This window comes from Pseudomonas sp. CM27 (genome assembly GCF_013179515.1).
Taxonomy (GTDB): domain Bacteria; phylum Pseudomonadota; class Gammaproteobacteria; order Pseudomonadales; family Pseudomonadaceae; genus Aquipseudomonas.
The window spans coordinates 1-21,036 of record NZ_JABMCN010000085.1 but is presented as its reverse complement, the minus strand read 5'-3'; the positions used below and the strand labels follow the sequence as shown (position 1 = coordinate 21,036).

The window sequence follows — 21,036 nt, the reverse complement described above, 5'->3', positions numbered from 1 at the left end:
ATCTTGCCCGCGCGCGGCGTCCACCGTCAGTGCCAACACTTGGCCGACATGCACGTCAGGGGCGGCCTGTTCGCCCAGGGCAAAATTCACATGCAACTGGCTGATGTCCGCCAGGCTGACGATGGCCTCGCCAGCACCCAGATACTGGCCCTGATGCACCCGACGAATACCCAGTTTGCCGGCAAACGGCGCGCGGATGGCCTTTTGCGCGATCAGCGCCTCGACATGCTGCAGTTCACCGCTGGCCACATCCACGGCAGTGGCGGCGTTATCCAGGAGTTCCTGCGACACGGCATTCACTGCCCGCAGCTTGCGGCTGCGTTGCAGTACCACTTCGGCGTTACGCAACCTGGCCCGCAACTGCACCCGTTGCGCCTGCTCCGGCGCATCGTTCAGCTGCACCAGCAATTGCCCGGCAGTTACCACCTGCCCCGACTCGAAGGCAATGCGGGTAATACGCCCCGCCATTTCGGCCGCCACCTGTACCTGATTCACGGCCTCCAGCTCCCCCGAAGCAAAGGTCTGCCGTGCCAGCGGCACCTGCTCGGCCGTGGCCAGCGCCACCTTGGTCGCCGGCCACGCCGCCGCAGCGGTTGGCGGCGCACCGCTGCCCACCAGCGCACAGGCAGCGGCCAGCACCCCGGCAACAACGCCAGCACAGGCCAGTAACGTCCGTTTGTTCATGCAGTGCTCCGATCATCAGGAAAAGCGGTTGCGGGGAAGACCGGGCGGGACTATAAGAGCTCAACTTAACTTGAGGTCAACTGGCATGGCAGCGGACAACACGCGGATGCTCACAGTGGGTGAAGTGGCCAGGCGCAGCGGTGTGGCGGTGTCTGCGCTGCACTTCTACGAGACCAAGGGGCTGATCGCCAGCGTGCGTACGGCAGGCAACCAGCGCCGCTATCCCTCGCTGGTGCTGCGCACGTTGGCGATCATCAAGGTGGCGCAGCGCACGGGTATTCCGCTGGAGGAAATCAAGCACGCGTTCAGCCGTTATGCGCCCAACAGCAAGCTTACGGCGGCCCAATGGGGCGAGATGTCGACGGCCTGGCGCGAAGACCTGAACGCCCGCATTCGCACGCTGGAGGCATTGCGCGACAGCCTGGACAACTGCATTGGCTGCGGTTGCCTGTCGCTGGAGGATTGCCCGCTGCGCAACCCTGAGGATGTGCTGGGCAAGGAAGGTGCCGGGGCGCGGATATTGGAGAGGAAAGCCCGATAGCGTGGTGGCTGTCCAGCTGCCATCGGGATCGCATGAGGGCTGACAGGTGCTTGCCGACGCATTTGCAGCGCCTGTGAAATCGAGCGCCGCGCGGGCAGCGCTCGATTTCACAGGCGCTGAAAATGTTGTGGCAAGCATCTATCAGCCCCGTCCAGCCTCCCCCCTGCACACAACTGGAACTAAACAGTTACCCCCGTCCCCTAACCTTCTGCTGCTAACTCAATGCATTTCCCAGGAGGGTTTACCCCATCATGAAGCGCGAACAAATCGAAGGTGTTGCAGAGAACCTTGCAGGCAAGGCGCAGAGCGCAGTCGGTCGCCTGGTTGACGACCCGGCACTGGAAGCTGAGGGTGATGGCCGTCAGGTCGCCGGGCAGGTCACCAAAAGCTACGGTGATGCACTCGATAGCGTCTCCTCGTTCGTCAAGGCAAAACCCTTTACCGCCCTGGCCATAAGCGCCGCCGTCACGCTGGTGGTATCTCGCCTGCTGCGCCGCTGAGCGCTGGCGGCAAGCCGTCGCAACCCGGTGCCAGGTACCCACCCGGCCCGGGCCATCACCAGATGGCAATGTCGTAGGTCAGGTACAAACGGTTGCTGTCTCGCCCCCGGGCAAAGTCAGAGCGGTACACATAGTTGCGCAGCTTTACCCCCAGCCCCTGCAACGGGCCGGCCTGCACCACATAGGCCAGTTCCGCGTCACGCTCCCACTCCTTGATACCGGCGGCACCCGAGCGGCTATTGTCTCCGCTCAGGTAACGGGCCATGAACGTCAGCCCTGGCACACCGGCGGCAGCGAAATTGTAGGCATAGCTGGCCATCCAGGTCTGTTCCTGTTCCTCGACGAACTTGCCGATTCCCACGTTGCTGAACGAATACACCGTCGCACCGCTGATGTAAGGCAAGCCTGCTTCACCATCCAATACCTGATAACCCGCGCCGACGGTATGCCCTGAGTGCGCATAGGCCACCTGCCCGCTGAACATGTCGTTGTCGATGGGGCCAGCGTAACCCGCTCCGCTGTCCCGGCTCTTGAAGTAACGAAGGTCCGTCGTAAACACTCCGCCAGCCAGCGGCAAGTCGTGGACCACACCAACGAAGTCCTGGCGGTAAAAATGCTCGAGCTGGCCATGGAAGTAGCTCAGGCGCAGTTGTTTGCTTACGGCATAATCGGCCCCGGCAAAGGTGAAATCGCCCGCCTGCCCACCACCATAGCCATCCAGGTAGAGCCCGGTACTGTCAGACGAGTCGCGCTGTTTGAAGCGGTCCAGGTGGCCGGCAGTCAGCGCCAGCCCGGCGATATCGGTGCTGGTCAGTTGCGTGCCTTGATAGGTTTGCGGCAACAGCCGCGCATCGTTGTAGACCAGCACCGGCGTCCTGGGCAGCAGGGTGCCGTGCTTCACTACGGTCTGCCCCATACGCGCCTTGGCCGTGATCCCCGCGCTGGCAAACGCGTCAGCCGCACGCCCGTCATCGTGTACCGGCAAAAGCCCCGTCCCGCTGCGCCCACGGCCTGAGTCGAGGCGCACGCCCAGCAGGCCAACGGCATCGAAGCCCACGCCCAGGGTGCCCTGGGTAAAACCCGACTGGTAGTCGAGCAGAAAACCCTGCGCCCACTCCACCCGCTCGCTTTTGGCGCTGGCAGCGGCGCGGGCACTCATGCCCTGTTCATCACGGAAGTTCTCGTTGAAATAGACATTGCGCAGCTGCAGCTTGAGCTTGCTGTCATCGACGAATCCGCCGGCGCCGGCAACAGGCAGCCAGCCGCAAAGCAGGCCACAGGTGGCCCCACGGAACACAGCTCGGGACATGATCGGTACTCTGTTGTTGTTGTCAGAATGAGCAGTAAATGAGCGCCCGGTAGCGCCTAGACGAAGAAGGACAGGGCTCCGGTAAGCAGTGCCAGCGCGGTGATCACCAGGGAGGTCAGCACCGCCCATTTCACCGTAGCTTTCTGAAAGTCACCGATGTCACGGTCGACCATGCCCACCAGCAGCAGGGTCGATGCGACCAACGGGCTCATCAGATGCACCGGCTGCCCCAGCACCGAAGCGCGGGCGATTTCTACCGGGTCGATGCCATACGCCGCCGCTGCGTTGGCCAGGATCGGCACAACCCCGAAGTAGTAGGCGTCGTTGGACAACACGAACGTCAGCGGCATGCTGGTCAGCGCCACCACCAGCGGAAACCAGTGGCTCCAGGCTTCGGGGATCCAGTCGACGAGGGTCTGCGCCAGGGCGTCGACCATTTTGGTGCCAGAGAAGATGCCGGCGAAGATACCTGCGGCAAACACCAGCAGCACCACCGTCATGGCATTTCCCGAATGGGCGAGGATGCGTTCTTTCTGCAGGTCCAGCTGCGGATAGTTGATCATCAGCGCGGCGACAAAGCCGATCATGAACAGAATGGCGGCATGCATCAGCCCCAGCACCAGTGCGGTCATCACGGCAATCACCAGCACCAGGTTCACATAGGCCAGGCGCGGGCGCTTGTGCGGGTTGTCGCCGAGGATTTCCTTGATGTAGCAGTTGCCACCACCGGACTCCAGGGCAATGTTGCCGATCCGGCGGCGCTCGGCGCGCCCCAGCAGGAAGGCGGTGAAGACCACCCAGGCGGCGCCGCCGATCATGGTCGGCAGCATCGGGATGAAATACTCCGTGGCGTCCAGCCCCAGCGCGGCAATGGCGCGGGTGGCGGGCCCGCCCCAGGGGCTCAGGCCGCTCATGATGCTCAGCGACAGCATCGACACGGTGGCCAGAACCATCGGGTTCATGCCGATCCGTTTGTACAGCGGCAGCATGGCGGCACAGGTGATCATGTAGGTGGTAGTGCCGTCACCGTCCAGCGCCACCAGCAGCGACAACAGTGCGGTGCCGATGGCAATCTTGATCGGGTCGCCGTTGACCCGCTTGAGGATCTTGCGGATCAACGGGTCGAACAGGCCGGCGTCGATCATCAGGCCGAAGAACAGGATGGCGAACAGCAGCAAGGCCGCCGATGGCGCGACCATCTTCAAGCCGTCGAGCATCATCTTGCCCAGCTCGGGCGCGAAGCCGCCGACGACAGCGAAAACGATCGGGACTACGGTCAGCGCAACGATTGGCGACAGGCGCTTGCTCATGATCAGGTAGGTGAAGGTCACCACCATGACCAGGCCCAGGAGTGCGAGCATGGTATTTCTCTCTTGTTTTTATTGTGCGTGGCCACCTGCCGGGCAGGCAGCCCCCTGCCCGGCCCGGCATCGCTGTGATGCCGGGCGGGCGTTCAAGTCAGGTTGGGTATAACGCCGTTCAGACGTGACGGCGTGGTTCTGCGGGCCAGGCCGGCTGTTCGGGTTCGACTGCAGCGGTTTGCGCCGGCTGCTCGCCGTCCAGGGTTCGCAACAGTGTTTGCCGGTCACAGGCGTTTTCCGACAGCGAAATCACCACGGTGGCCACCGCGTTGCTGGCAAGGCTGGTCAGCGCGCGGGCCTCGGACATGAAGCGGTCGATGCCGATCAGCAGGGCCAGGCCGGCAAGCGGGATGTCGTGGATCACGGTCAGGGTCGAGGCCAGGGCCACGAAACCGCTGCCCGTCACCCCGGCAGCACCCTTGGATGACAGCAGCATGATCGCCAGCATGGTCAGCGTCTGCCCAAGGGTGATATCGATATTGCAGGCCTGGGCGATGAAGATGGCTGCCAGCGACAGATAGATGGCCGTGCCGTCGAGGTTGAATGAATAACCGGTCGGCAACACCAGGCCCACCACGCCTTTCTTGCAACCCAGCTTCTCGAGCTTTTCCAGCATGCGTGGCAGCACGGGCTCGGTCGAGGAAGTACCGAGCACCACCAGAAACTCTTCGCGAAAGTAACGCAGCAGTTTCCACAGGCTGAAATCATTGGCACGGCAGATACCGCCCAGCACCACCAGCACGAAGAACGCGCAGGCGATGTACAGCGTCCCCACCAGCTTGGCCAGCGACCCGAGCGAGGTAATGCCGTACTGGCCGACGGTAAACGCCAGCGCACCGAAGGCGCCAATCGGGGCGAAACGCATCAGGTAACCAAAGATGCGGAAGACCATGGTGGAAGCGGATTCGAGTACATCCAGCACCGGCTTGGCTTTCTCGCCCATCGATGACAACGCGAAACCACAGAGCACGGCGATGAACAGTACCGGCAACACTTCGCCCTTGTTGAATGCGCCGATGAAGGTGTCGGGAATGATGTGCATGAAGAAGTCCACCACGCCCAGCTTGGCTGCCGAGGCCGTGTACTGGCTGAGGCCTTCGGTGCTGAGGGTGGCGGGGTCGATGTTCATGCCTGCGCCAGGCTTGAACAGGTACACCGCCGCCAGCCCGATCGTCAGGCTGACCACGGTCAGGCCCAGGAACAGCAACAGGGTCTTGCTCATCAACCGCCCCAGCGAGCGCTTGTCGGTCATGCCGGCGATGCCCGTGACGATGGTGCAGAACACCACGGGGGCGATCATCATCTTGATCAGCTTGATGAACGCATCACCCAGCGGCTTGAGGGCCACGGCCTGTTGCGCCCAGAAGTGCCCAACCACCACGCCCAGCAGGACGGCGCAGAGGATCTGGAAGTACAGCGATTTGGCGAGTCTCATGAGGCATCACCCATTGTTGAAATTGTGCGGATGCGCTTGTTGCGAATGTGCAGGTTGGATAACGGCCTGTGCCTACCCCGCCAACCTGCGGAATGTAGGGGCGTAAACGAAGCCTGAGAAGAGCCGCCGGGCAGTTCGTACCACCGATGCCTGCAGGGTCTTGCCATCAGCACCACTGCGCGACAGCGCAACGTCGATACCGCCGCTCGGGTGTTCCAGGCGCACCTCGGTCAGTTGCCCGGCGCTTTCGCCCAGCAGGTCGCCTATCACGGTGCCGGGGCTGACGCTGGCAGTCGCCAGCCCGACCGCACCGGTGATTGCCAGTGCACGGTGGCAGCTGTGCGGCATGAAATAGCGAACCTGCAGGGTGCCGTCGTACCGAGGCTCGGACACCAGCACCGGCTTGGGTATCACCATGCCACTCACATCACCCAGGCCCATGGCCTTGCCGGCCTTCAGGCGCAGCGCTTCAAGGCGCTTGAGCAGGGGGCCGTTGGCGTCCAGTTCGGCTGGGGTTTCCGACCCGGTGATACCCAGTTGGCTGGCCGCTACAACCATCATGGGCATGGCCATGTCGATGCAGGTGACCGGCACGCCGTCGATGACATCTTTGGCCTGGCCAGTAGGGAACAGCTTGCCCGTCTTGCTGCCGACGGCGTCGAGGAAGGTAATGTGTACCGGGGCGGCGGTACCGGGTACGCCGTCGATGGCGGTGCGGCCTTCATAGCGCACGATACCACCAGGTGTTTCCACCAGCGAATTGACGAAGGTACCGGTGTTCAGGTTGCGAATGCGCACCAGCGTCTTGCCTTCCTGGCCTTTGACCAGCCCCTGTTCGATGGCAAACGGGCCAACGGCGCAGAGCATGTTGCCGCAATTGGGTGCGGTGTCCACACGACGCTGGGCGACCATGACCTGCACGAACAGGTAGTCGACGTCGGCGTCGGCATGCAGCGAGGGGCTGACGATCGCCACTTTGCTGGTCTGCGGGCTGCCGCCACCGATGCCGTCGATTTCCAGTTCATGACCGGAGCCCATCAGGTTGATCAGCAATTCGTCGCGTTCGACCACATTGGCAGGCAGGTCCCAGGCGTGGAAGATCGGCCCTTTGGAGGTGCCGCCGCGCATGAGGACGCAAGGAATTCGTTGCATGATTTCGCACTCTTGTTGATCAATGGGCATCATTGATGCTGTGAGCAAAAGAGTGACAGGCATGGATAAATCAATCCAATGCAAATATCGTAGCCATTATTGCGACTCACAAAATAATCGCGGAATGTTCGCCGGCAGGATTCGCTATGGAATATGAGCTTCAAGACATTCGATCTTTCGTGAAAATCGCCGAACTTGGCAGCTTCCACGAAGCAGCAGAGGCGCTGCACTTGTCCCAGCCAGCGCTGAGCCGACGGATCAAGAAGCTGGAAGAGGGCCTGGGCACCTCGTTGCTCGAGCGCACCACACGTCGGGTCAGCCTGACCAGCGTGGGCCGCGATTTTCTGCCCAAGGCCAGGCGCCTGCTGGATGACTTCGAGGACTCGATCCTCAGCATCCGCGAACTGGCCGAGCGCCAGACCGGCCAGGTCACCCTCGCCTGCATCCCGACAGCGGCGTTCTATTTTCTGCCGTCGGTGATTCGCGACTACAACCAGCAGTACCCGAAAATCCGCATTCGCCTGCTGGACCTCAGTGCCAATGACGGGCTCGAAGCCGTGCTGCGTGGCGAGGCCGATTTCGGCATCAACATGATGAGCGGCCAGCACCCTGACATCGAGTTCGTCTCGCTGGTGCAGGAGCATTTCGTGCTGGCCTGCAGGCGCGACCACCCGCTGGCAAACCGTGAAGCCGTGACCTGGACCGAGCTGGCCGACTACCGCCTGATCGGCGTCGGCCGCCTGAGCGGCAATCGCATGCTGCTGGACCACGCGTTGTCCGGGTTGAACCTGCGGCCCAAATGGTTCTATGAGGTGCAGCACTTGTCCACTTCGCTGGGCATGGTTGAGGCCGGGCTAGGGGTGTCGGCCATGCCCAGCCTGGCAATGCCCAGCGCCGACCACCCGACCCTGGTCAGCGTGCCGCTTAACGAGCCGCAGGTGACCCGAACGCTGGGGCTGGTCTATCGCCGCGGGGCCTCTTTGTCGCCTGCAGCGGAGAAGTTCGTGTCGATCCTGTTGGAGAAATGGCCCAACCGCTAGAAGCGCAGCCGGGTTGTGGGGCCAATGCGCCCCCTGTAGAAGCGGGTTCACCCGCGAACACGGGCGCAGCAGCCGGTGCCACACCCCACGTCGCCAGCCTGGCGCTCAGTCGCTCTTGCCCAGCACATACCGGTCAAACTGCTCGATATGCTCATCCAGGTTGTCCTCGAGCATCATCCGGTACTGATCGCAGAAATACTTCAGCAGCTCCTCCCGCGCGGCACCCAGCTCCGCCCCGGATTTGAAACTGCGGGCGCTCATCCAGGCATTGAAGCGCGCCGCACCAAAGGTCAACGAAGCACTCACCTTGCCCAGGTCCTCGAGTTTTTCGATCTGCTGGTTCGCCAGTTCGATATGCGCGTCGGCGCGGTCATAAAAGGCCTGGTCGGTAATTTGGGTCATTGCGCTTCACCTTGTTGCGAGAGTCGAACCGGGGGCCAAGCCTTGCATGTCGCGGCGCATACGTGCAAGGCTGAAAAAGGATCACCCATTACAGAAAAGGAAGCAAAGCACCTTATGCTTGGAATCACACGTATCCATCGCTATTTGCGCCCACTGCCTGCAAAACGTATTGCAGCCAGTGGGCGTGACCTTAACGGCAAACCAGGCGCACGCCTGGCCTCGAAGCTCGCAACACTCCTCTGCACGCCCCGCTCCGCCCCGCCTTACCTGTGCGTCACGCCTGAGCGCCCCCCTGTCGATCGTGTCCCTCCTACCTGACTGCCAACGCTGCAGCTCACACGCCATGCCCGCTATTCACAGGCGGGATGTCTGACACGACAACAGAGGCAACACCCCCATGCTTTTTTTCCACGGTAAACGCATTTTCAGCGCCATCTTCGATATGGACGGCACCCTCTTCGACACCGAGCGTTTGCGCTTCAAGACATTGAAGCAAGCCTCACTCGAGATCTTCGGCAAGGCCCTGGGCGAGCACACCCTGATCGGCTCGCTGGGCCTGAGCGCGAAGAAGGCCGAAGCCCTCGCCAAGGCGCACAACGGTGAAGACTTCCCTTATGCGCAAATCCGCCAGCGCGCGGACGAACTTGAGCTGGAGTACGTGCGCAACCACGGCGTCCCGATCAAGGCGGGCTTGCTGGAGGTACTGGAGCGGCTGCGCAAGTCGGGGCTGACCATGGCAGTCGCCACCTCCAGCCGCCGTGCCATTGCCGAGGAGTACCTGATCAACGCCAATGTGCTCAAGTACTTCGACATCACCGTGTGCGGTGATGAAGTCAGCCAAGGCAAGCCCCACCCGGAGATATTCCTCAAGGCCGCCCGCGCACTCAATTGCGAGCCTGACCAGTGCTTCATGGTCGAAGACTCGGAAAACGGCATGCTTTCGGCCATCCGCGCAGAAGGCCAGGCCATCCTCATCGAGGACATCAAGCCGCCCGCGCCAGAAATCAAGGCCGGCGCACTCAAAGCCTACCGCAGCATGCAGGAGTTCCTGGCCGACTTGAGCGAGTGCGTACCCGACCTGGGCATGCCAGCGCTGAGCGAACCCTTCCCGGCTTCGTTGAACCAGTTCCGCGTGGGCATTCATGGCTTCGGAGCCATCGGCGGCGGTTACCTGACGCAGGTATTCTCCCATTGGGACGGCTATACCCGGCCTTGCGAAATCATCGCCGCCAGCCGCTCGCGCATGCTGCGCGAGAGCGTCAGCGCATTTGGCCGCTACAGCGTGCGCTACGGTGCGACTTCGTTCGACCAGACCATCGACAACGTGCGCATGATCGACATGGACGATGATGCTGCCGTGATCGACATGTACACCGCTGCCGAAATCATCGGCCTGAGCCTGCCCGAACAGGCCATCCGCAGCCAGGCCAGGGTGATTGCCCAGGGCCTGCTGCAACGCTTTGAACGCCGTGGCCGCGAACTGACCCTGCTGATCGTGCTGAACAAGGTAGGCGGCGGCGCCTTTGTGCGCCGGCACGTTGAAGCTGAACTGGCGTTGCTGTGCCCTCCGGCAATCAGCGAGCAGGTCTTGCAGAAGACCCATTTTGCCGAAACTGTGGTCAGCCGCATTGTCTCCAAACTGGGCAACGACGCGCTGGTGCGACAACTGCGCATCAAGTCGCAGATGTTCAGGAACAGCCTGGAAGACGAACCTGCCGTCACCCGCAAGCCCGCTGCGGCCCTGCCTGAATACGAACGGCTGATTGGCCATTTCAGGCCCTTTGCCCAGCCCAGCAGTGCGATGAACCAGCTGCATCTGATCCTGTTCAACAGCGAACCCGACATGCCGCTGTATGTAGAGCACGGGAGCGAGCTGCTCGAACGCCTGCGCCAGGTGACGACAGTGCCTGACATCACCCAGATCCAGGTCATCAAGAACCGTCTGTGGAACGGCCCGCATGCCATCGTTGCCTGGTATGCAAGCCTGCTGGGCCACAACTCGGTAGGCCAGGGTATGGGTGATGCACGCGTCAGCGAACTGGCCGAACGCCTGATCCGCCAGGAAGTCGGGCCCGCACTGGTGGCGCAATACCCGCAGATGGCGCAGGTGGTGGACCGTTTTGCCAATACTTTCCTGGAGCGCTGTACAACCTCGTTCAAAGACCCTTGTGCCCGGGTGGGGCGCGACCCGTTGCGCAAGCTTCAACGCAACGAACGCATCTTCAGCAGCATCGACCTAGCACGCAAGCACGCCATTGAAACCCCGGCACTGACCCTGGGTGCGGCCCTGGCCATTCATCATGCACTACGCTGCAAAGATGCAAGAAACCTGGAGGCCCAGGCGATCAGGCAGGTGTATGTGGACAACGATGGCAGTGTCGAGGCCGTGCTGACCCATGCTGGCAGCCACCACGGCAAGCGTTTCCCAGGGCTGGACCCGATCAGCGACGCGCAACTGATCAGCGCCATTGCCACGGCCTTCCGGCAGTACCCGCAGGAGGCTGCAACGAGCAGGCGAGACGACCTTTGCGTAGGTGCATGACCTATTGATGTAGCGGACAGGCTCTGGTGCCTACCAGATAATGTTTATACAGGCTTCACCGGGGCTGCTTTGCAGCCCGGGTCAAGCACTGCCATCAAGCAACAATGCCGCGAGTTTCGCCAGCTCGAACCGACCAACCGGATCAACACCGTCTTCCATCATCCAGGTTGCCGACAACCCTGCCCACGCCAACGCCCATTGCATCAGTCTTTGCCGATCGATATGGGCAGCCTCGCAGATGATCCCGATCCGCCGGGAGAAACACCCTGGCGCCAGCACACTTGCATCGTCCGGGTTACACAGCATGTTGGCATAGTCAAAGCCCCGCTCGCCGTAGAGCCCCTTCGGGTCGATAGCGAGCCAGCCGCATGGGCCGAAATCAAGCACATTGCCGTGATGGATATCACCGTGCAGCACCCCGACATCACGCGGGGCAGCCAGAAGCTCACGTGCCGCCTTCGCACAATGTTGGAGAATGCCGCCATAGGTAGCCGCCGCTGGCCAAAGCGCGTCGAACCATTTCTCCAGCGGCACCAACTCAGGTAACGGCGTGGTACGCGGCTCATGCAAGCGAGCGATGACTGCGCACAAGATGCGCGTGGCCTGGTCATCCAGGCCAGTCCTGGCCATGCGCGCAAGCGAAGCCGTACCCTGCGCACGCTTCATCAGCAACGCCTCACCCTCAAGGCACAGCACAGGCGCCGCGCCGTTGCCTTCCCACCATGCCATCAACTGGCCGCCCGCTTGCTCTTCCCGGCTGTGGGAGACTTTCAGCATGGCCGGTATATCGCCATGGCGAACAGGGAACAATTGGCCATTGAGCGATGCGATGGGATCACCGTCGATGGTTAGCGCCCATGCCTTCAGGTACCGATCAAATACTGACTCGTTCAATTTTGCGTTTTCGCCCCTGTCAGTTCTGGTTTCCCACAATTGCCGCAATCAGCACCTGAACTTCACAAAAACAAGCTCAGGGTCGCCCTCATCCAGGTTTTCAACCTGGCCACTGCCGATGAAACCGAGTTTGCCGAGCAGCGCCTGCATTGGCAGGTTCGACGCGTTGGTCGAGGTGAACAGCTTGGCGCCGAGCGACCGGGATTCCAGTTCACGAACGATGGCTGCCCCTACGCCACGGCGACGTGCCGAACCCAGTACCACAACCAGCGGGATGAATTCCTGCCCGAAAAATGAGTGGTCCAGTACGCCGTAGCCCAACAGCAGCTCAGTATCGTCAGCATCCGTTGCCACCCAGCACTGGCCGCAAGCTACCGCACGGGCAATGAACTCCCGTCGGCTTTCTTCGCGCTGCGCGATGACATCAAGATCAAAAAGCGCATCAAGGTCGGCTTGCCGGGCAAGCCGCACAGGTGATTCGAGAACCATTGCTTCACCGTATAGACAGGTCAGGGAAAAACCCGATCAATCGCGTCACGATTGACAAGGTTCAGTGCAGGGAAGCCGTGCCGAGGGCAAGGCGAAGCATGCAGGCAAGCCACAAGCAAGGCCAGCCAGGATGAACATCATCACACCATCGCCCAGCGAGGGCATCAGGTCGTATTCACCGGGTTGCTGCAACAATCCCAGGATCCCCAGAAGAGACGAAAGTTGGTTTTTTCGAGCTGGCTCATACTAATAGGCATAGCGTGGCTAGCGGTCGCCTATGTGATGGTGAGTCATTAGATCGTTACCCCTTCGTGAACTCTCAAAAAGGGTGTAGGCACTTAGCAAGTCAGACCCGCATTCGCGGGTCGTCCTCCTTTTGCCCGACCGATCGTTGACGCTTCCTTGCCGCTCCCCTCCCCTCACATGACAGACACCAGCGATGACACATCGCTTGCATATGACACAAGGTGTCATTATGATCGCCATGTGTCCTGACGACCCCCACGTCGCTCAGCCCAGAACCGCCCCACTCCGGTAGTACCGCCCATGACGACCACCATGCACACCCCCAAGGACCAGTTGGTCAAACTCGCCCAGCAGCAGATGCTGACGGCGCTGGCCGACAACACCTACACCGCACGGCAAAAACTCGCCCTCACCTGCCGCATCCTGTTTGACGGCGGCCATGACTCTGGCCTGGCCGGGCAGATCACCGCACGTGCGCAGGAGCCTGGCACCTACTACACCCAGCAACTGGGTCTGGGCTTCGACGAAATTGCTGCTTCCAACCTGCTGGTGGTGGACGAGGACCTGACCGTGCTGCAAGGCCGTGGCATGGCCAACCCGGCTAACCGCTTCCACAGCTGGCTGTACCGCGCCCGCCCCGACGTCAACTGCATCATCCACACCCACCCGCTGCACAGCGCGGCCCTGTCGATGCTGGAGGTGCCGCTGGCGATCTCGCACATGGACCTGTGCCCGCTGTTCGATGACTGCGCATTCCTCCAGGAATGGCCCGGTGTGCCAGTGGGCAACGAAGAAGGCGAGATCATCGCCAACGCGATCGGCAACAAGCGCGCGATCCTGCTTTCCCACCACGGCCTGCTGATCGCCGGCGGCTCGATCGAAGAAGCCTGCGTGCTCGCCCTGCTGTTCGAGCGCGCGGCGAAGATGCAGCTGCTGGCCATGGGCGCCGGAGAAATCCGCCCCATCCCTGAGGCACTGGGCAAGGAAGCCCATGACTGGATCTCCACCCCCAAACGACATGGCGCCGCGTTCGGCTATTACGCCCGCCGTGCCTTGCGTGCCCACGGCGACTGCCTGGGCTGATCGAAGCTGTACTCTTTTCCTCAACAACGGCAAAGGTGCCTGGTCATGTCTACACCTGTAATTCGCGGCGTCATCGGCTACACCATCACTCCCTTCACCGCAGACGGCACGCTCGACCTGGAGGCCCTGGGCACGTCCATCGACCGCCTGATCGCCGACGGCGTACACGCCATTGCGCCACTGGGCAGCACAGGCGAAGGGGCCTACTTGTCCGACAGCGACTGGGAAAGCGTGGTGCGCTTCAGCCAGGCACGCATTGCCGGGCGCGTGCCCAGCGTGGTCAGCGTCTCCGACCTGACCACCGCGCGCACCGTGCAACGCGCCCGCCTGGCCCAGACCTGCGGCGCCACGGCGGTGATGGTGCTGCCGATTTCCTACTGGAAGCTCACCGAAGCCGAAGTGATCGCCCACTACAAGGCGATCGGCGCGGCCATCGACATCCCGATCATGCTCTACAACAACCCGGGCACCAGCGGCACCGACCTGTCGGTGGAGCTGATCCTGCGCATTCTCGACGAAGTGCCAAATGTGACCATGGTCAAGGAAAGCACCGGCGACATCCAGCGCATGCACCGCCTGTTCACGGCCAGCGACGGCCAGGTGGCCTTCTATAACGGTTGCAACCCGCTCACCCTGGAAGCGCTGGTGGCCGGCGCCACCGGCTGGTGCACCGCTGCGCCCAACCTGATCCCGGCGCTGAACCTGGCACTGTGGCAGGCGGTGCAGCAAGGCGACCTGGCCGAAGCCCGGGCGCTGTTCTACCGCCAGTACGAACTGCTGGAATACATCACCCGCCGCGGCCTGCCCACCACCATCAAGGCCGGCTTGAAAATGCTCGGCCAGGATGTCGGCGCCCCCCGCCTGCCCCTGCAGCCGCTCGACGCCCAGGGCAGCAGTTGCCTGAAGGGCCTGCTGGACACATTGCGCGGCTGATCGACCTCACCGACGCCTGCGCGGCAGCACCCCGCCGCCGCGCAGCGCCCCGCCGGGAACAGATGAGCCAGAAGCTTCAGGTGTTTCCCGACAAAGGGTCGAGGCATACAGAGCCCGCTGAATCAGCGGGTTCCGTCATTTGAAACCTGCATCCAGCAAACAGAGGCAACCATGGACGCGCCTGCACAAAGCTCTTCAGCACCGCTACGGCTGACAGACATCCTTCACCCCGTGATCGCGGGAATCGTCTCGGTCATCGTCAATTACGGCGGCACCTTCATCCTGGTGTTCCAGGCCGCCAAAGTGGCCGGATTGAGCCCGGAGCTGACCGCTTCGTGGGTGTGGGCGGTGTCGATCGGCGTCGGCCTCAGCGGCCTGGCCTTATCCTGGTACACCCGCGCACCGGTGATCACCGCCTGGTCCACGCCAGCCGCCGCGTTCCTGGTCACCGCTCTGGCCAGCGTGCCCTACAGCGAGGCCATCGGCGCCTACCTGCTCTCGGCAGCCGGCTTCGTGGTGCTGGGGCTGACCGGGTGTTTCGAGCGCCTGGTACGGGTCATTCCCGCCGGGATCGCTGCCGGGTTGCTGGCCGGCATCCTGCTGCAGTTCGGCATCGGTGCCTTCGCCGGGCTGTCGGTCGACCCGGCCCTGGCCGGGCTGCTGATTGCCGCCTACGTGGCGTTCAAGCGCTTCAGCGCTCGCTACGCCGTGGTGGGCATTCTGCTGCTGGGGCTTGGCTACCTGCTGCTTCAGGGGCAGGTGGGCGTGGCAGCGCTCAAGCTGGAATTCGCCTCGCCAGTGTTCACCGCCCCCAGCTTTTCGCTCAACGCCGCCCTCAGCGTGGCCCTGCCACTGTTTCTGATCACCCTGACAGGCCAGTACATGCCCGGCATGCTGGTGCTGCGCAACGACGGCTTCACCACCAGCGCCAACCCGATCGTTGCGGTCACTGGCCTGGGCTCGTTGCTGATGGCGCCGTTCGGCTCGCACGCCTTCAACATTGCGGCCATTACCGCAGCCATCTGCACCGGCAAGGAAGCCCACGAAGACCCGCGCAAGCGTTGGGTTGCGGGGATTGCCGCCGGTGTCTGCTACATCCTGGTGGGGGTGTTCGGGGTGACCCTGGCGAGTGTGTTCATGGCCCTGCCGGGGACGTTCATTACCACCCTGGCCGGCCTGGCCCTGCTGGGCACCATCGGCGGCAGCCTGGCCAGCGCAATGGCCGATGCCCGCGCTCGCGAGTCGGCACTGATCACCTTCCTGGCGGCAGCGGCCAATATCAGCCTGTTCGGCATTGGCGGGGCCTTCTGGGGCCTGGTCATCGGCCTGCTGGCCCATGCGGCGCTGAACGGCCGCCTTCCTCGGGTCAGCCGCAGCGCCCGTTAAACGGGCCCACTCCCTCAGCGCGCGCCACAGGCGCGCAGCGCTCGACAGGTATCGATATGCCGCGAACACCCAAGCTTCTTACCCAGGTTGCTGCCGTGCACTTTGTCAGCCATGTGCACATCATGCTGATCCCCGCCCTGCTGCCCGTGCTTCCCGGCCTGATGGGGGTCGGCTTCGTCGAGCTCGGCGTCGCCCTGGCGGTGTTCAACATCGTCTCCGCCCTGGTGCAGGCCCCGTTGGGCTATGCGGTCGACCACTACGGTGCACGCAAAGTGCTCAAGGCCGGGTTGCTGCTGGGAAGCCTCAGCTTCGTGCTGGTGGCGGTCAGCCCAGGCTATGGGGTGCTGCTGGTGGCCTTGGCCCTGGCCGGCCTGGCCAATGGCGTGTACCACCCTGCCGACTATGCGTTGCTGGCCAAGGGCATCGAGCAAAGCCGCCTGGGCCGGGCGTTCTCTATTCATACCTTCGCAGGCTTCCTCGGCGCGGCGGTTACGCCGGCGGTATTTCTGGGTATCACCGCCTTGTTCGGCCTGCAGGCAGCCCTGGCGACGGGCGCGGCATTGGGGGTTGCGGCGTGGCTGTTGATCTCGGTGCCCGGTAGCGGCGTGTATCAGGTTGCCGGCCCAGGCAACAAAACTGCCGCCGCCTGCGCTGATGCGGCCGGCCGCGTGCGCTTGTTCACGTCGATGATCGGCGTGTTGACGGTGCTGTTCATCCTGCTCAACCTGAGCACCAGTGCAATCGAGAAATTCTCCGTGGCCGCTTTGGTCCAGGGGCAAGGCCTGACGCTGGCCTGGGCCAATACTGCACTGACCGCCTTCCTGCTCTGCAGCGCGGCGGGAGTGTTGTGCGGTGGAACCCTGGCTGACCGTACCCGCCGCCATGGCCTGGTGGCGGCACTGGCCTTCGCGCTGGCGGCGGCGCTGACCGCGCTGGTGGCCCTGGGGCTGCTGCGGGACTGGCCGCTGGTGGTGGTGCTGGGCGCGATCGGCTTGCTGACCGGGGTGATCGCCCCATCGCGGGACATGCTGGTCAAAGCGGCTGCGCCGCCAGGGGCCGAGGGTAAAACCTTCGGGCTGGTCTCTACCGGGTTCAATATCGGCGGCGCCATCGGGCCGGTGGGGTTCGGCTGGATGCTTGACCAGCGGCTGGCCAACGGGGTGTTTGCTGCGTCGATGGTGTTCATGTTGCTGACGGTGCTGCTGACTGTGGCGCAGGAGCTGGCAAGGCGGTGCTCGCCCCAAGAGATGCAGCGCCTGTGAAATCGAGCGCCGCGCGGGTTCCGTCGGCCTGCTCCGGGTACAACGGGCGCCCAGCCACTGCAGCGGAATATCAGGCGAGGCCCAGCGACATGCAGGACATTTCTGTACCCCCAGGTCTCAAGCCTGGATAAATTTACCGGCCGCCATTGGTCGCCACCCCCCCGGATGGATTAAAGTATCACCCCTTGCCAGGGCCGCTGACTTCAGCCGCCTGCGGCCCCACACCAGGAACCGTCGACGATGGAACACCGTGAAGCGCTGATCGCGCTGCGCACCTTTCTTTCCACCCAGATCCTAGGCCAGGAAAAACTGGTCGAACGGCTGTTGATCGTGCTGCTGGCCGATGGCCATATGCTGGTGGAAGGTGCTCCGGGGCTGGCCAAGACCAAAGCCATCAAGGAGCTCGCCGAAGGCGTCGAGGCACAGTTCCATCGCATCCAGTTCACCCCCGACCTGCTGCCAGCCGACATCACCGGTACCGAAATCTATCGGCCGGAAACCGGCAGCTTCGTGTTCCAGCAGGGCCCGATCTTCCATAACCTGGTGCTGGCCGACGAAATCAACCGCGCACCGGCCAAGGTGCAGTCGGCGCTGCTCGAAGCCATGGCCGAGCGCCAGGTCAGCGTGGGCCGCAGTACCTACGACCTGTCGCCGCTGTTCCTGGTCATGGCCACGCAGAACCCCATCGAACAGGAAGGCACCTACCCGCTGCCCGAAGCCCAGCTCGACCGTTTCCTGATGCACGTGAAAATCGGCTTCCCCGACGCCGCGGTAGAGCGACGCATCCTGGCCCAGGCCCGCGGCGAAGCCCTGGGCGGCGAAAGCAAACCCGAGCGCCGGGTCAGCCAGCAGGCCATTTTTGCCGCGCGCAAGGAAATCCTCGGGTTGTACATGGCCGACGCGGTTGAGGAATACCTGGTGCAGCTGGTGATGGCCACCCGCACCCCGGCCAAGTTCGACGCCGAACTGGCCGACTGGATCGCCTACGGCGCCAGCCCGCGCGGCTCCATTTCGCTGGACCGCTGCTCGCGCGCGCACGCCTGGCTGGCCGGGCGCGACTTTGTCAGCCCCGAAGACATCCAGGCGGTGCTGTTCGACGTGCTGCGCCACCGCATCATCCTCTCGTTCGAGGCCGAGGCGGCGGGGATCGACCAGGACCGCGTGGTCCAGCGCATCCTCGACGTTGTCGCCGTTGCCTGAACCCATGCCCACCACCCAGCTGGCACAACCAGGCATCCGCATCGGCCTTGCCGAGCTGATCGACATGCGCCATCGCGTGCGCGAAATCCAGCTGTTTTCCAAGCCCGGCCAGCGCAGCCCGCTGGTAGGCCTGCACCACTCCAAGTTGCGCGGGCGCGGCGTGGATTTCGACCAGGTGCGCGTGTACCAGGCCGGCGACGACGTGCGCAACATCGACTGGCGCGTCACCGCCCGTACCCAGGAGCCGCACACCAAGCTGTTCCACGAAGAGCGCGAGCGGCCAATCTTCATCCTCGTCGAGCAGAGCCAGCGGCTGTTCTTCGGCTCCGGGCTGATGTTCAAGTCGGTGCTCGCGGCCCAGGCTGCAGCGCTGTTCGGCTGGGCTGCGCTGGGTCATAACGACCGCATCGGCGGGCTGGTGTTCGGCGACAACGAGCACCACGAAATCAAACCCCGGCGCAGCAAGCAGAGCCTGCTGCAGCTGCTCAACCGCCTGGCCAAGGTCAACCAGGGGCTGCACACCGAGGCCGCGCCCGGGGCTGACAGCCTGGGCCTGGCCCTGCGCCGCGCCCGCGAAGTGCTGCGCCCCGGCAGCCTGGCCATCGTGATTTGCGACGAGCGCTCGCTGAGCGCACAGGTGGAACAGCACCTGGCCATGCTCTCGCGCCATTGCGACCTGCTGCTGCTGCCGGTGTCCGACCCGCTCGACCATGCCCTGCCCGCCGCCGGCCTGCTGCGTTTTGCCCAGCGCAGCGCGCAGCTGGAGCTCGACACCCTCGACGCCAACCTGCGTCAGGCCTACCGTCAGCAGGCCGAAGCGCGCATCGAGCGCTGGGAGCTGATGGCGCAGAAGCTGCGCGTGGTGCTGCTGCCACTGAGCACGCAGAGCGAAATGATCGAGCAACTGCGTGAACACATGAGCGCCCAGCGGCCGCGGAGCGCCTCATGAACCCGCTTGACCAGCTGCACCCGCTGATCGAGCCGGCGCCGGTCGGGCTGTGGCCACCCGCGATCGGCTGGTGGCTGCTGCTGGCCTTGCTGCCGCTGCTGGCCTGGGGCCTGTGGCGGCTGCGCCGCTGGCGCCCCACCAAGCGCCGCATCGTGCGTGCCGAACAACCGCTCGACCCGGTGCGCGTCGAAGCCCTGGCCGAGCTGGCCCGCCTGCCTCGCCCGTACGACGGCGCCCCGGCCGGTGCGTGGCTGCAGCAGATCAACGCCCTGCTCAAGCGCCTGTGCCGCAACCATTATCCGGGGGCCAACAGCCATACCCTCAACGGCCGCCAGTGGCTGGCGTTTCTCGACAACCGCTGTCCGGCCGCCGGCCTGACCCGCTGGATGGTGCTGGTCGAAGGCGCCTACAAACCCGAGTGCAAGCTCGACGACAAAGCCATCGTCGGGCTCAGCCAGGCCGTCGAAACCTGGATCCGCAAGCATGTTTGAACTGGCCTGGCCTTGGGTCTTCACCCTGCTGCCGCTGCCATGGCTGGCGCGCCTGCTGCTGCCTGCCGCCGACAGCGGCGAGCCAGTGCTCAAGGTGGGCTTCCTGAACGAACTGGAAAGCCTGGCCGGGCGCCGTGCGCGGCTCAACCTCCCAACCTGGCGCCAGCAGGCGCCGTTCGTCATCATCTGGCTGTTGCTGCTGTGCGCCGCCGCCCGCCCGCAATGGCTGGGCGAGCCGGTGCCGGTGGCCGCCAGCGGCCGCGACCTGCTGGTGGCGGTCGATGTGTCCGGGTCCATGGACTTCCCCGACATGCAGTGGCAGAACGAAGACATCAGCCGCCTCGACCTGGTCAAAGCGCTGCTTGGCGACTTTCTGCAAGACCGTGAAGGCGACCGCGTGGGCCTGATCCTGTTCGGCAGCCAGGCCTACCTGCAGGCCCCGCTCACCTTCGACCGGCGCACCGTGCGCACCTTCCTCATGGAGGCGCAGATCGGCATCGCCGGCAAGAATACCGCCATCGGCGACGCCATCGGCCTGGCGGTCAAGCGCCTGCGCGAGCGCCCGGCACAAAGCCGGGTGCTGGTACTGATCACCGACGGTGCCAACAACGGTGGGCAGATCCACCCGCTGACCGCCGCGCGCCTGGCAGCCCAGGAAGGCGTGCGCATCTATACCATCGGTATCGGCGCCAACCCCGAAGCCAGTGGCACCCCCGGCTTGCTCGGCCTCAACCCGAGCCTGGACCTGGACGAAGCCGCGCTCAAGGAAATCGCCGACATCAGCCACGGCGCCTACTTCCGTGCCCATGACGGCGCCGAGCTGGACGCCATTGGCGACACCCTGGACCAACTGGAGCCGGTGGCCCAGCAACCGACCCAGGCGCGCACGGCCAAGGCCCTGTACGCCTGGCCCCTGGCCCTGGCGCTGCTGCTCAGCGTGCTGCTGGTAGTAGCGGTGCAATGGCCCGACAACCTGCTGCATCGCCTGCTGCGCAAGCCGCGCTTCCTGCAGCCGCACCCGGAATGGCGCCAGCGCCTCAAGCGCCTGCGCCTGAGGAGACGGCGATGATCGACCTGTGGCCACAATGGCTGCGCCCGCTCTGGCTGCTGGCCGTGCCGCTGCTCGGCTGGCTGCTG

Annotated in this window: 20 protein-coding genes; 12 read left to right on the top strand and 8 right to left on the bottom strand. The window is 63.8% G+C overall.

Going from position 1 to position 21,036, the window contains the following annotated elements:
- On the bottom strand, window positions 1-684 hold a 684-nt coding region (locus HP547_RS12940), incomplete at its 3' end, for an efflux RND transporter periplasmic adaptor subunit (RefSeq protein ID WP_172286487.1).
- A gap of 85 nt (window positions 685-769) precedes the next feature.
- Here HP547_RS12940 and soxR point away from each other — a divergent pair.
- Window positions 770-1,225 carry a redox-sensitive transcriptional activator SoxR gene (gene soxR / locus HP547_RS12935; protein WP_172230580.1) on the top strand — a complete coding sequence of 152 codons (456 nt, stop codon included), beginning with the start codon at window positions 770-772 and terminating at the stop codon, window positions 1,223-1,225.
- Window positions 1,226-1,476: 251 nt separating this feature from the next.
- Window positions 1,477-1,725 carry a CsbD family protein gene (locus tag HP547_RS12930; protein ID WP_172229409.1) on the top strand — a complete coding sequence of 83 codons (249 nt, stop codon included), beginning with the start codon at window positions 1,477-1,479 and terminating at the stop codon, window positions 1,723-1,725.
- A 55-nt stretch (window positions 1,726-1,780) separates the two neighbouring features.
- On the opposite strand, the gene HP547_RS12925 is transcribed toward HP547_RS12930, so the two are convergent.
- From HP547_RS12925 to HP547_RS12910, 4 genes are all read right to left on the bottom strand, one after another.
- Complete coding sequence (locus tag HP547_RS12925) at window positions 1,781-3,034, bottom strand: OprD family porin (RefSeq protein WP_172286486.1); 1,254 nt, start codon at window positions 3,032-3,034, stop codon at window positions 1,781-1,783.
- Window positions 3,035-3,090: 56 nt separating this feature from the next.
- Entirely contained in the window at window positions 3,091-4,395 is a 1,305-nt protein-coding gene (locus tag HP547_RS12920) for a CitMHS family transporter (protein WP_172229413.1), read from the bottom strand.
- A gap of 118 nt (window positions 4,396-4,513) precedes the next feature.
- Window positions 4,514-5,830 carry a dicarboxylate/amino acid:cation symporter gene (locus HP547_RS12915; RefSeq protein WP_172286485.1) on the bottom strand — a complete coding sequence of 439 codons (1,317 nt, stop codon included), beginning with the start codon at window positions 5,828-5,830 and terminating at the stop codon, window positions 4,514-4,516.
- 72 nt (window positions 5,831-5,902) lie between these two features.
- Window positions 5,903-6,982, bottom strand: a complete 1,080-nt coding sequence (locus tag HP547_RS12910; protein WP_172229417.1) for a 4-oxalomesaconate tautomerase — start codon at window positions 6,980-6,982, stop codon at window positions 5,903-5,905.
- A gap of 146 nt (window positions 6,983-7,128) precedes the next feature.
- On the opposite strand from HP547_RS12910, the gene HP547_RS12905 reads away from it, so the two are divergent.
- Entirely contained in the window at window positions 7,129-8,022 is an 894-nt protein-coding gene (locus tag HP547_RS12905; protein WP_172229419.1) for a LysR family transcriptional regulator, read from the top strand.
- Between the two features lie 105 nt (window positions 8,023-8,127).
- Here HP547_RS12905 and HP547_RS12900 read toward each other — a convergent pair whose 3' ends face one another.
- Window positions 8,128-8,424, bottom strand: coding sequence for a DUF3144 domain-containing protein (locus tag HP547_RS12900; protein WP_172229421.1), 297 nt, complete (start codon window positions 8,422-8,424; stop codon window positions 8,128-8,130).
- Between the two features lie 397 nt (window positions 8,425-8,821).
- Between HP547_RS12900 and mtlD the strand changes: the two genes are divergently transcribed.
- Window positions 8,822-10,966 carry a bifunctional mannitol-1-phosphate dehydrogenase/phosphatase gene (gene mtlD, locus HP547_RS12895; RefSeq protein WP_172286484.1) on the top strand — a complete coding sequence of 715 codons (2,145 nt, stop codon included), beginning with the start codon at window positions 8,822-8,824 and terminating at the stop codon, window positions 10,964-10,966.
- An 81-nt stretch (window positions 10,967-11,047) separates the two neighbouring features.
- Here the strand turns inward: mtlD and HP547_RS12890 are convergent, their stop codons facing one another.
- The gene (locus HP547_RS12890; RefSeq protein ID WP_172286483.1) at window positions 11,048-11,860 is read right to left on the bottom strand and encodes an aminoglycoside phosphotransferase family protein; all 813 of its coding nucleotides are present in this window, start codon (window positions 11,858-11,860) and stop codon (window positions 11,048-11,050) included.
- 48 nt (window positions 11,861-11,908) lie between these two features.
- Window positions 11,909-12,331: an N-acetyltransferase family protein gene (locus tag HP547_RS12885; protein WP_372242893.1), complete on the bottom strand. Its 423-nt coding sequence runs from the start codon at window positions 12,329-12,331 to the stop codon at window positions 11,909-11,911.
- 564 nt (window positions 12,332-12,895) lie between these two features.
- Between HP547_RS12885 and HP547_RS12880 the strand changes: the two genes are divergently transcribed.
- The 8 genes from HP547_RS12880 to HP547_RS12845 all read left to right on the top strand — a co-directional run bounded on the left by HP547_RS12880 (window position 12,896) and on the right by HP547_RS12845 (window position 20,968).
- On the top strand, window positions 12,896-13,678 hold the full coding sequence (locus HP547_RS12880) for an aldolase (RefSeq protein ID WP_172286481.1): 783 nt from the start codon (window positions 12,896-12,898) through the stop codon (window positions 13,676-13,678).
- 45 nt (window positions 13,679-13,723) lie between these two features.
- Complete coding sequence (locus tag HP547_RS12875) at window positions 13,724-14,611, top strand: dihydrodipicolinate synthase family protein (RefSeq protein ID WP_172286480.1); 888 nt, start codon at window positions 13,724-13,726, stop codon at window positions 14,609-14,611.
- 171 nt (window positions 14,612-14,782) lie between these two features.
- Window positions 14,783-15,997 (top strand): benzoate/H(+) symporter BenE family transporter, encoded by a 1,215-nt coding sequence (locus HP547_RS12870; protein WP_172286479.1) that lies wholly within the window; start codon window positions 14,783-14,785, stop codon window positions 15,995-15,997.
- 56 nt (window positions 15,998-16,053) lie between these two features.
- Window positions 16,054-17,259: an MFS transporter gene (locus HP547_RS12865; RefSeq protein ID WP_172286478.1), complete on the top strand. Its 1,206-nt coding sequence runs from the start codon at window positions 16,054-16,056 to the stop codon at window positions 17,257-17,259.
- Window positions 17,260-17,499: 240 nt separating this feature from the next.
- Window positions 17,500-18,459, top strand: a complete 960-nt coding sequence (locus HP547_RS12860) for a MoxR family ATPase (RefSeq protein ID WP_172286477.1) — start codon at window positions 17,500-17,502, stop codon at window positions 18,457-18,459.
- 4 nt (window positions 18,460-18,463) lie between these two features.
- Window positions 18,464-19,408 (top strand): DUF58 domain-containing protein, encoded by a 945-nt coding sequence (locus HP547_RS12855; RefSeq protein WP_172286476.1) that lies wholly within the window; start codon window positions 18,464-18,466, stop codon window positions 19,406-19,408.
- The gene (locus HP547_RS12850) at window positions 19,405-19,899 is read left to right on the top strand and encodes a DUF4381 domain-containing protein (RefSeq protein ID WP_172218544.1); all 495 of its coding nucleotides are present in this window, start codon (window positions 19,405-19,407) and stop codon (window positions 19,897-19,899) included. The genes HP547_RS12855 and HP547_RS12850 overlap by 4 nt, the downstream gene beginning before the upstream one ends.
- Complete coding sequence (locus tag HP547_RS12845) at window positions 19,892-20,968, top strand: VWA domain-containing protein (protein ID WP_172286475.1); 1,077 nt, start codon at window positions 19,892-19,894, stop codon at window positions 20,966-20,968. The genes HP547_RS12850 and HP547_RS12845 overlap by 8 nt, the downstream gene beginning before the upstream one ends.
- The last annotated feature ends 68 nt before the right edge of the window (window positions 20,969-21,036 follow it).

Excerpts from the sequence above, each read along its gene's own strand:
- HP547_RS12905 (WP_172229419.1), top strand. The coding sequence starts at position 7,129 with ATGGAATATGAGCTTCAAGACATTCGATCTTTCGTGAAAATCGCCGAA.
- HP547_RS12860 (WP_172286477.1), top strand. The coding sequence starts at position 17,500 with ATGGAACACCGTGAAGCGCTGATCGCGCTGCGCACCTTTCTTTCCACC.
- HP547_RS12845 (WP_172286475.1), top strand. The coding sequence starts at position 19,892 with ATGTTTGAACTGGCCTGGCCTTGGGTCTTCACCCTGCTGCCGCTGCCA.
- mtlD (WP_172286484.1), top strand. The coding sequence starts at position 8,822 with ATGCTTTTTTTCCACGGTAAACGCATTTTCAGCGCCATCTTCGATATG.
- HP547_RS12900 (WP_172229421.1), bottom strand. The coding sequence starts at position 8,424 with ATGACCCAAATTACCGACCAGGCCTTTTATGACCGCGCCGACGCGCAT.
- HP547_RS12880 (WP_172286481.1), top strand. The coding sequence starts at position 12,896 with ATGACGACCACCATGCACACCCCCAAGGACCAGTTGGTCAAACTCGCC.
- HP547_RS12930 (WP_172229409.1), top strand. The coding sequence starts at position 1,477 with ATGAAGCGCGAACAAATCGAAGGTGTTGCAGAGAACCTTGCAGGCAAG.
- HP547_RS12915 (WP_172286485.1), bottom strand. The coding sequence starts at position 5,830 with ATGAGACTCGCCAAATCGCTGTACTTCCAGATCCTCTGCGCCGTCCTG.
- soxR (WP_172230580.1), top strand. The coding sequence starts at position 770 with ATGGCAGCGGACAACACGCGGATGCTCACAGTGGGTGAAGTGGCCAGG.
- HP547_RS12855 (WP_172286476.1), top strand. The coding sequence starts at position 18,464 with ATGCCCACCACCCAGCTGGCACAACCAGGCATCCGCATCGGCCTTGCC.
- HP547_RS12875 (WP_172286480.1), top strand. The coding sequence starts at position 13,724 with ATGTCTACACCTGTAATTCGCGGCGTCATCGGCTACACCATCACTCCC.
- HP547_RS12850 (WP_172218544.1), top strand. The coding sequence starts at position 19,405 with ATGAACCCGCTTGACCAGCTGCACCCGCTGATCGAGCCGGCGCCGGTC.
- HP547_RS12920 (WP_172229413.1), bottom strand. The coding sequence starts at position 4,395 with ATGCTCGCACTCCTGGGCCTGGTCATGGTGGTGACCTTCACCTACCTG.
- HP547_RS12870 (WP_172286479.1), top strand. The coding sequence starts at position 14,783 with ATGGACGCGCCTGCACAAAGCTCTTCAGCACCGCTACGGCTGACAGAC.
- HP547_RS12925 (WP_172286486.1), bottom strand. The coding sequence starts at position 3,034 with ATGTCCCGAGCTGTGTTCCGTGGGGCCACCTGTGGCCTGCTTTGCGGC.
- HP547_RS12910 (WP_172229417.1), bottom strand. The coding sequence starts at position 6,982 with ATGCAACGAATTCCTTGCGTCCTCATGCGCGGCGGCACCTCCAAAGGG.
- HP547_RS12865 (WP_172286478.1), top strand. The coding sequence starts at position 16,054 with ATGCCGCGAACACCCAAGCTTCTTACCCAGGTTGCTGCCGTGCACTTT.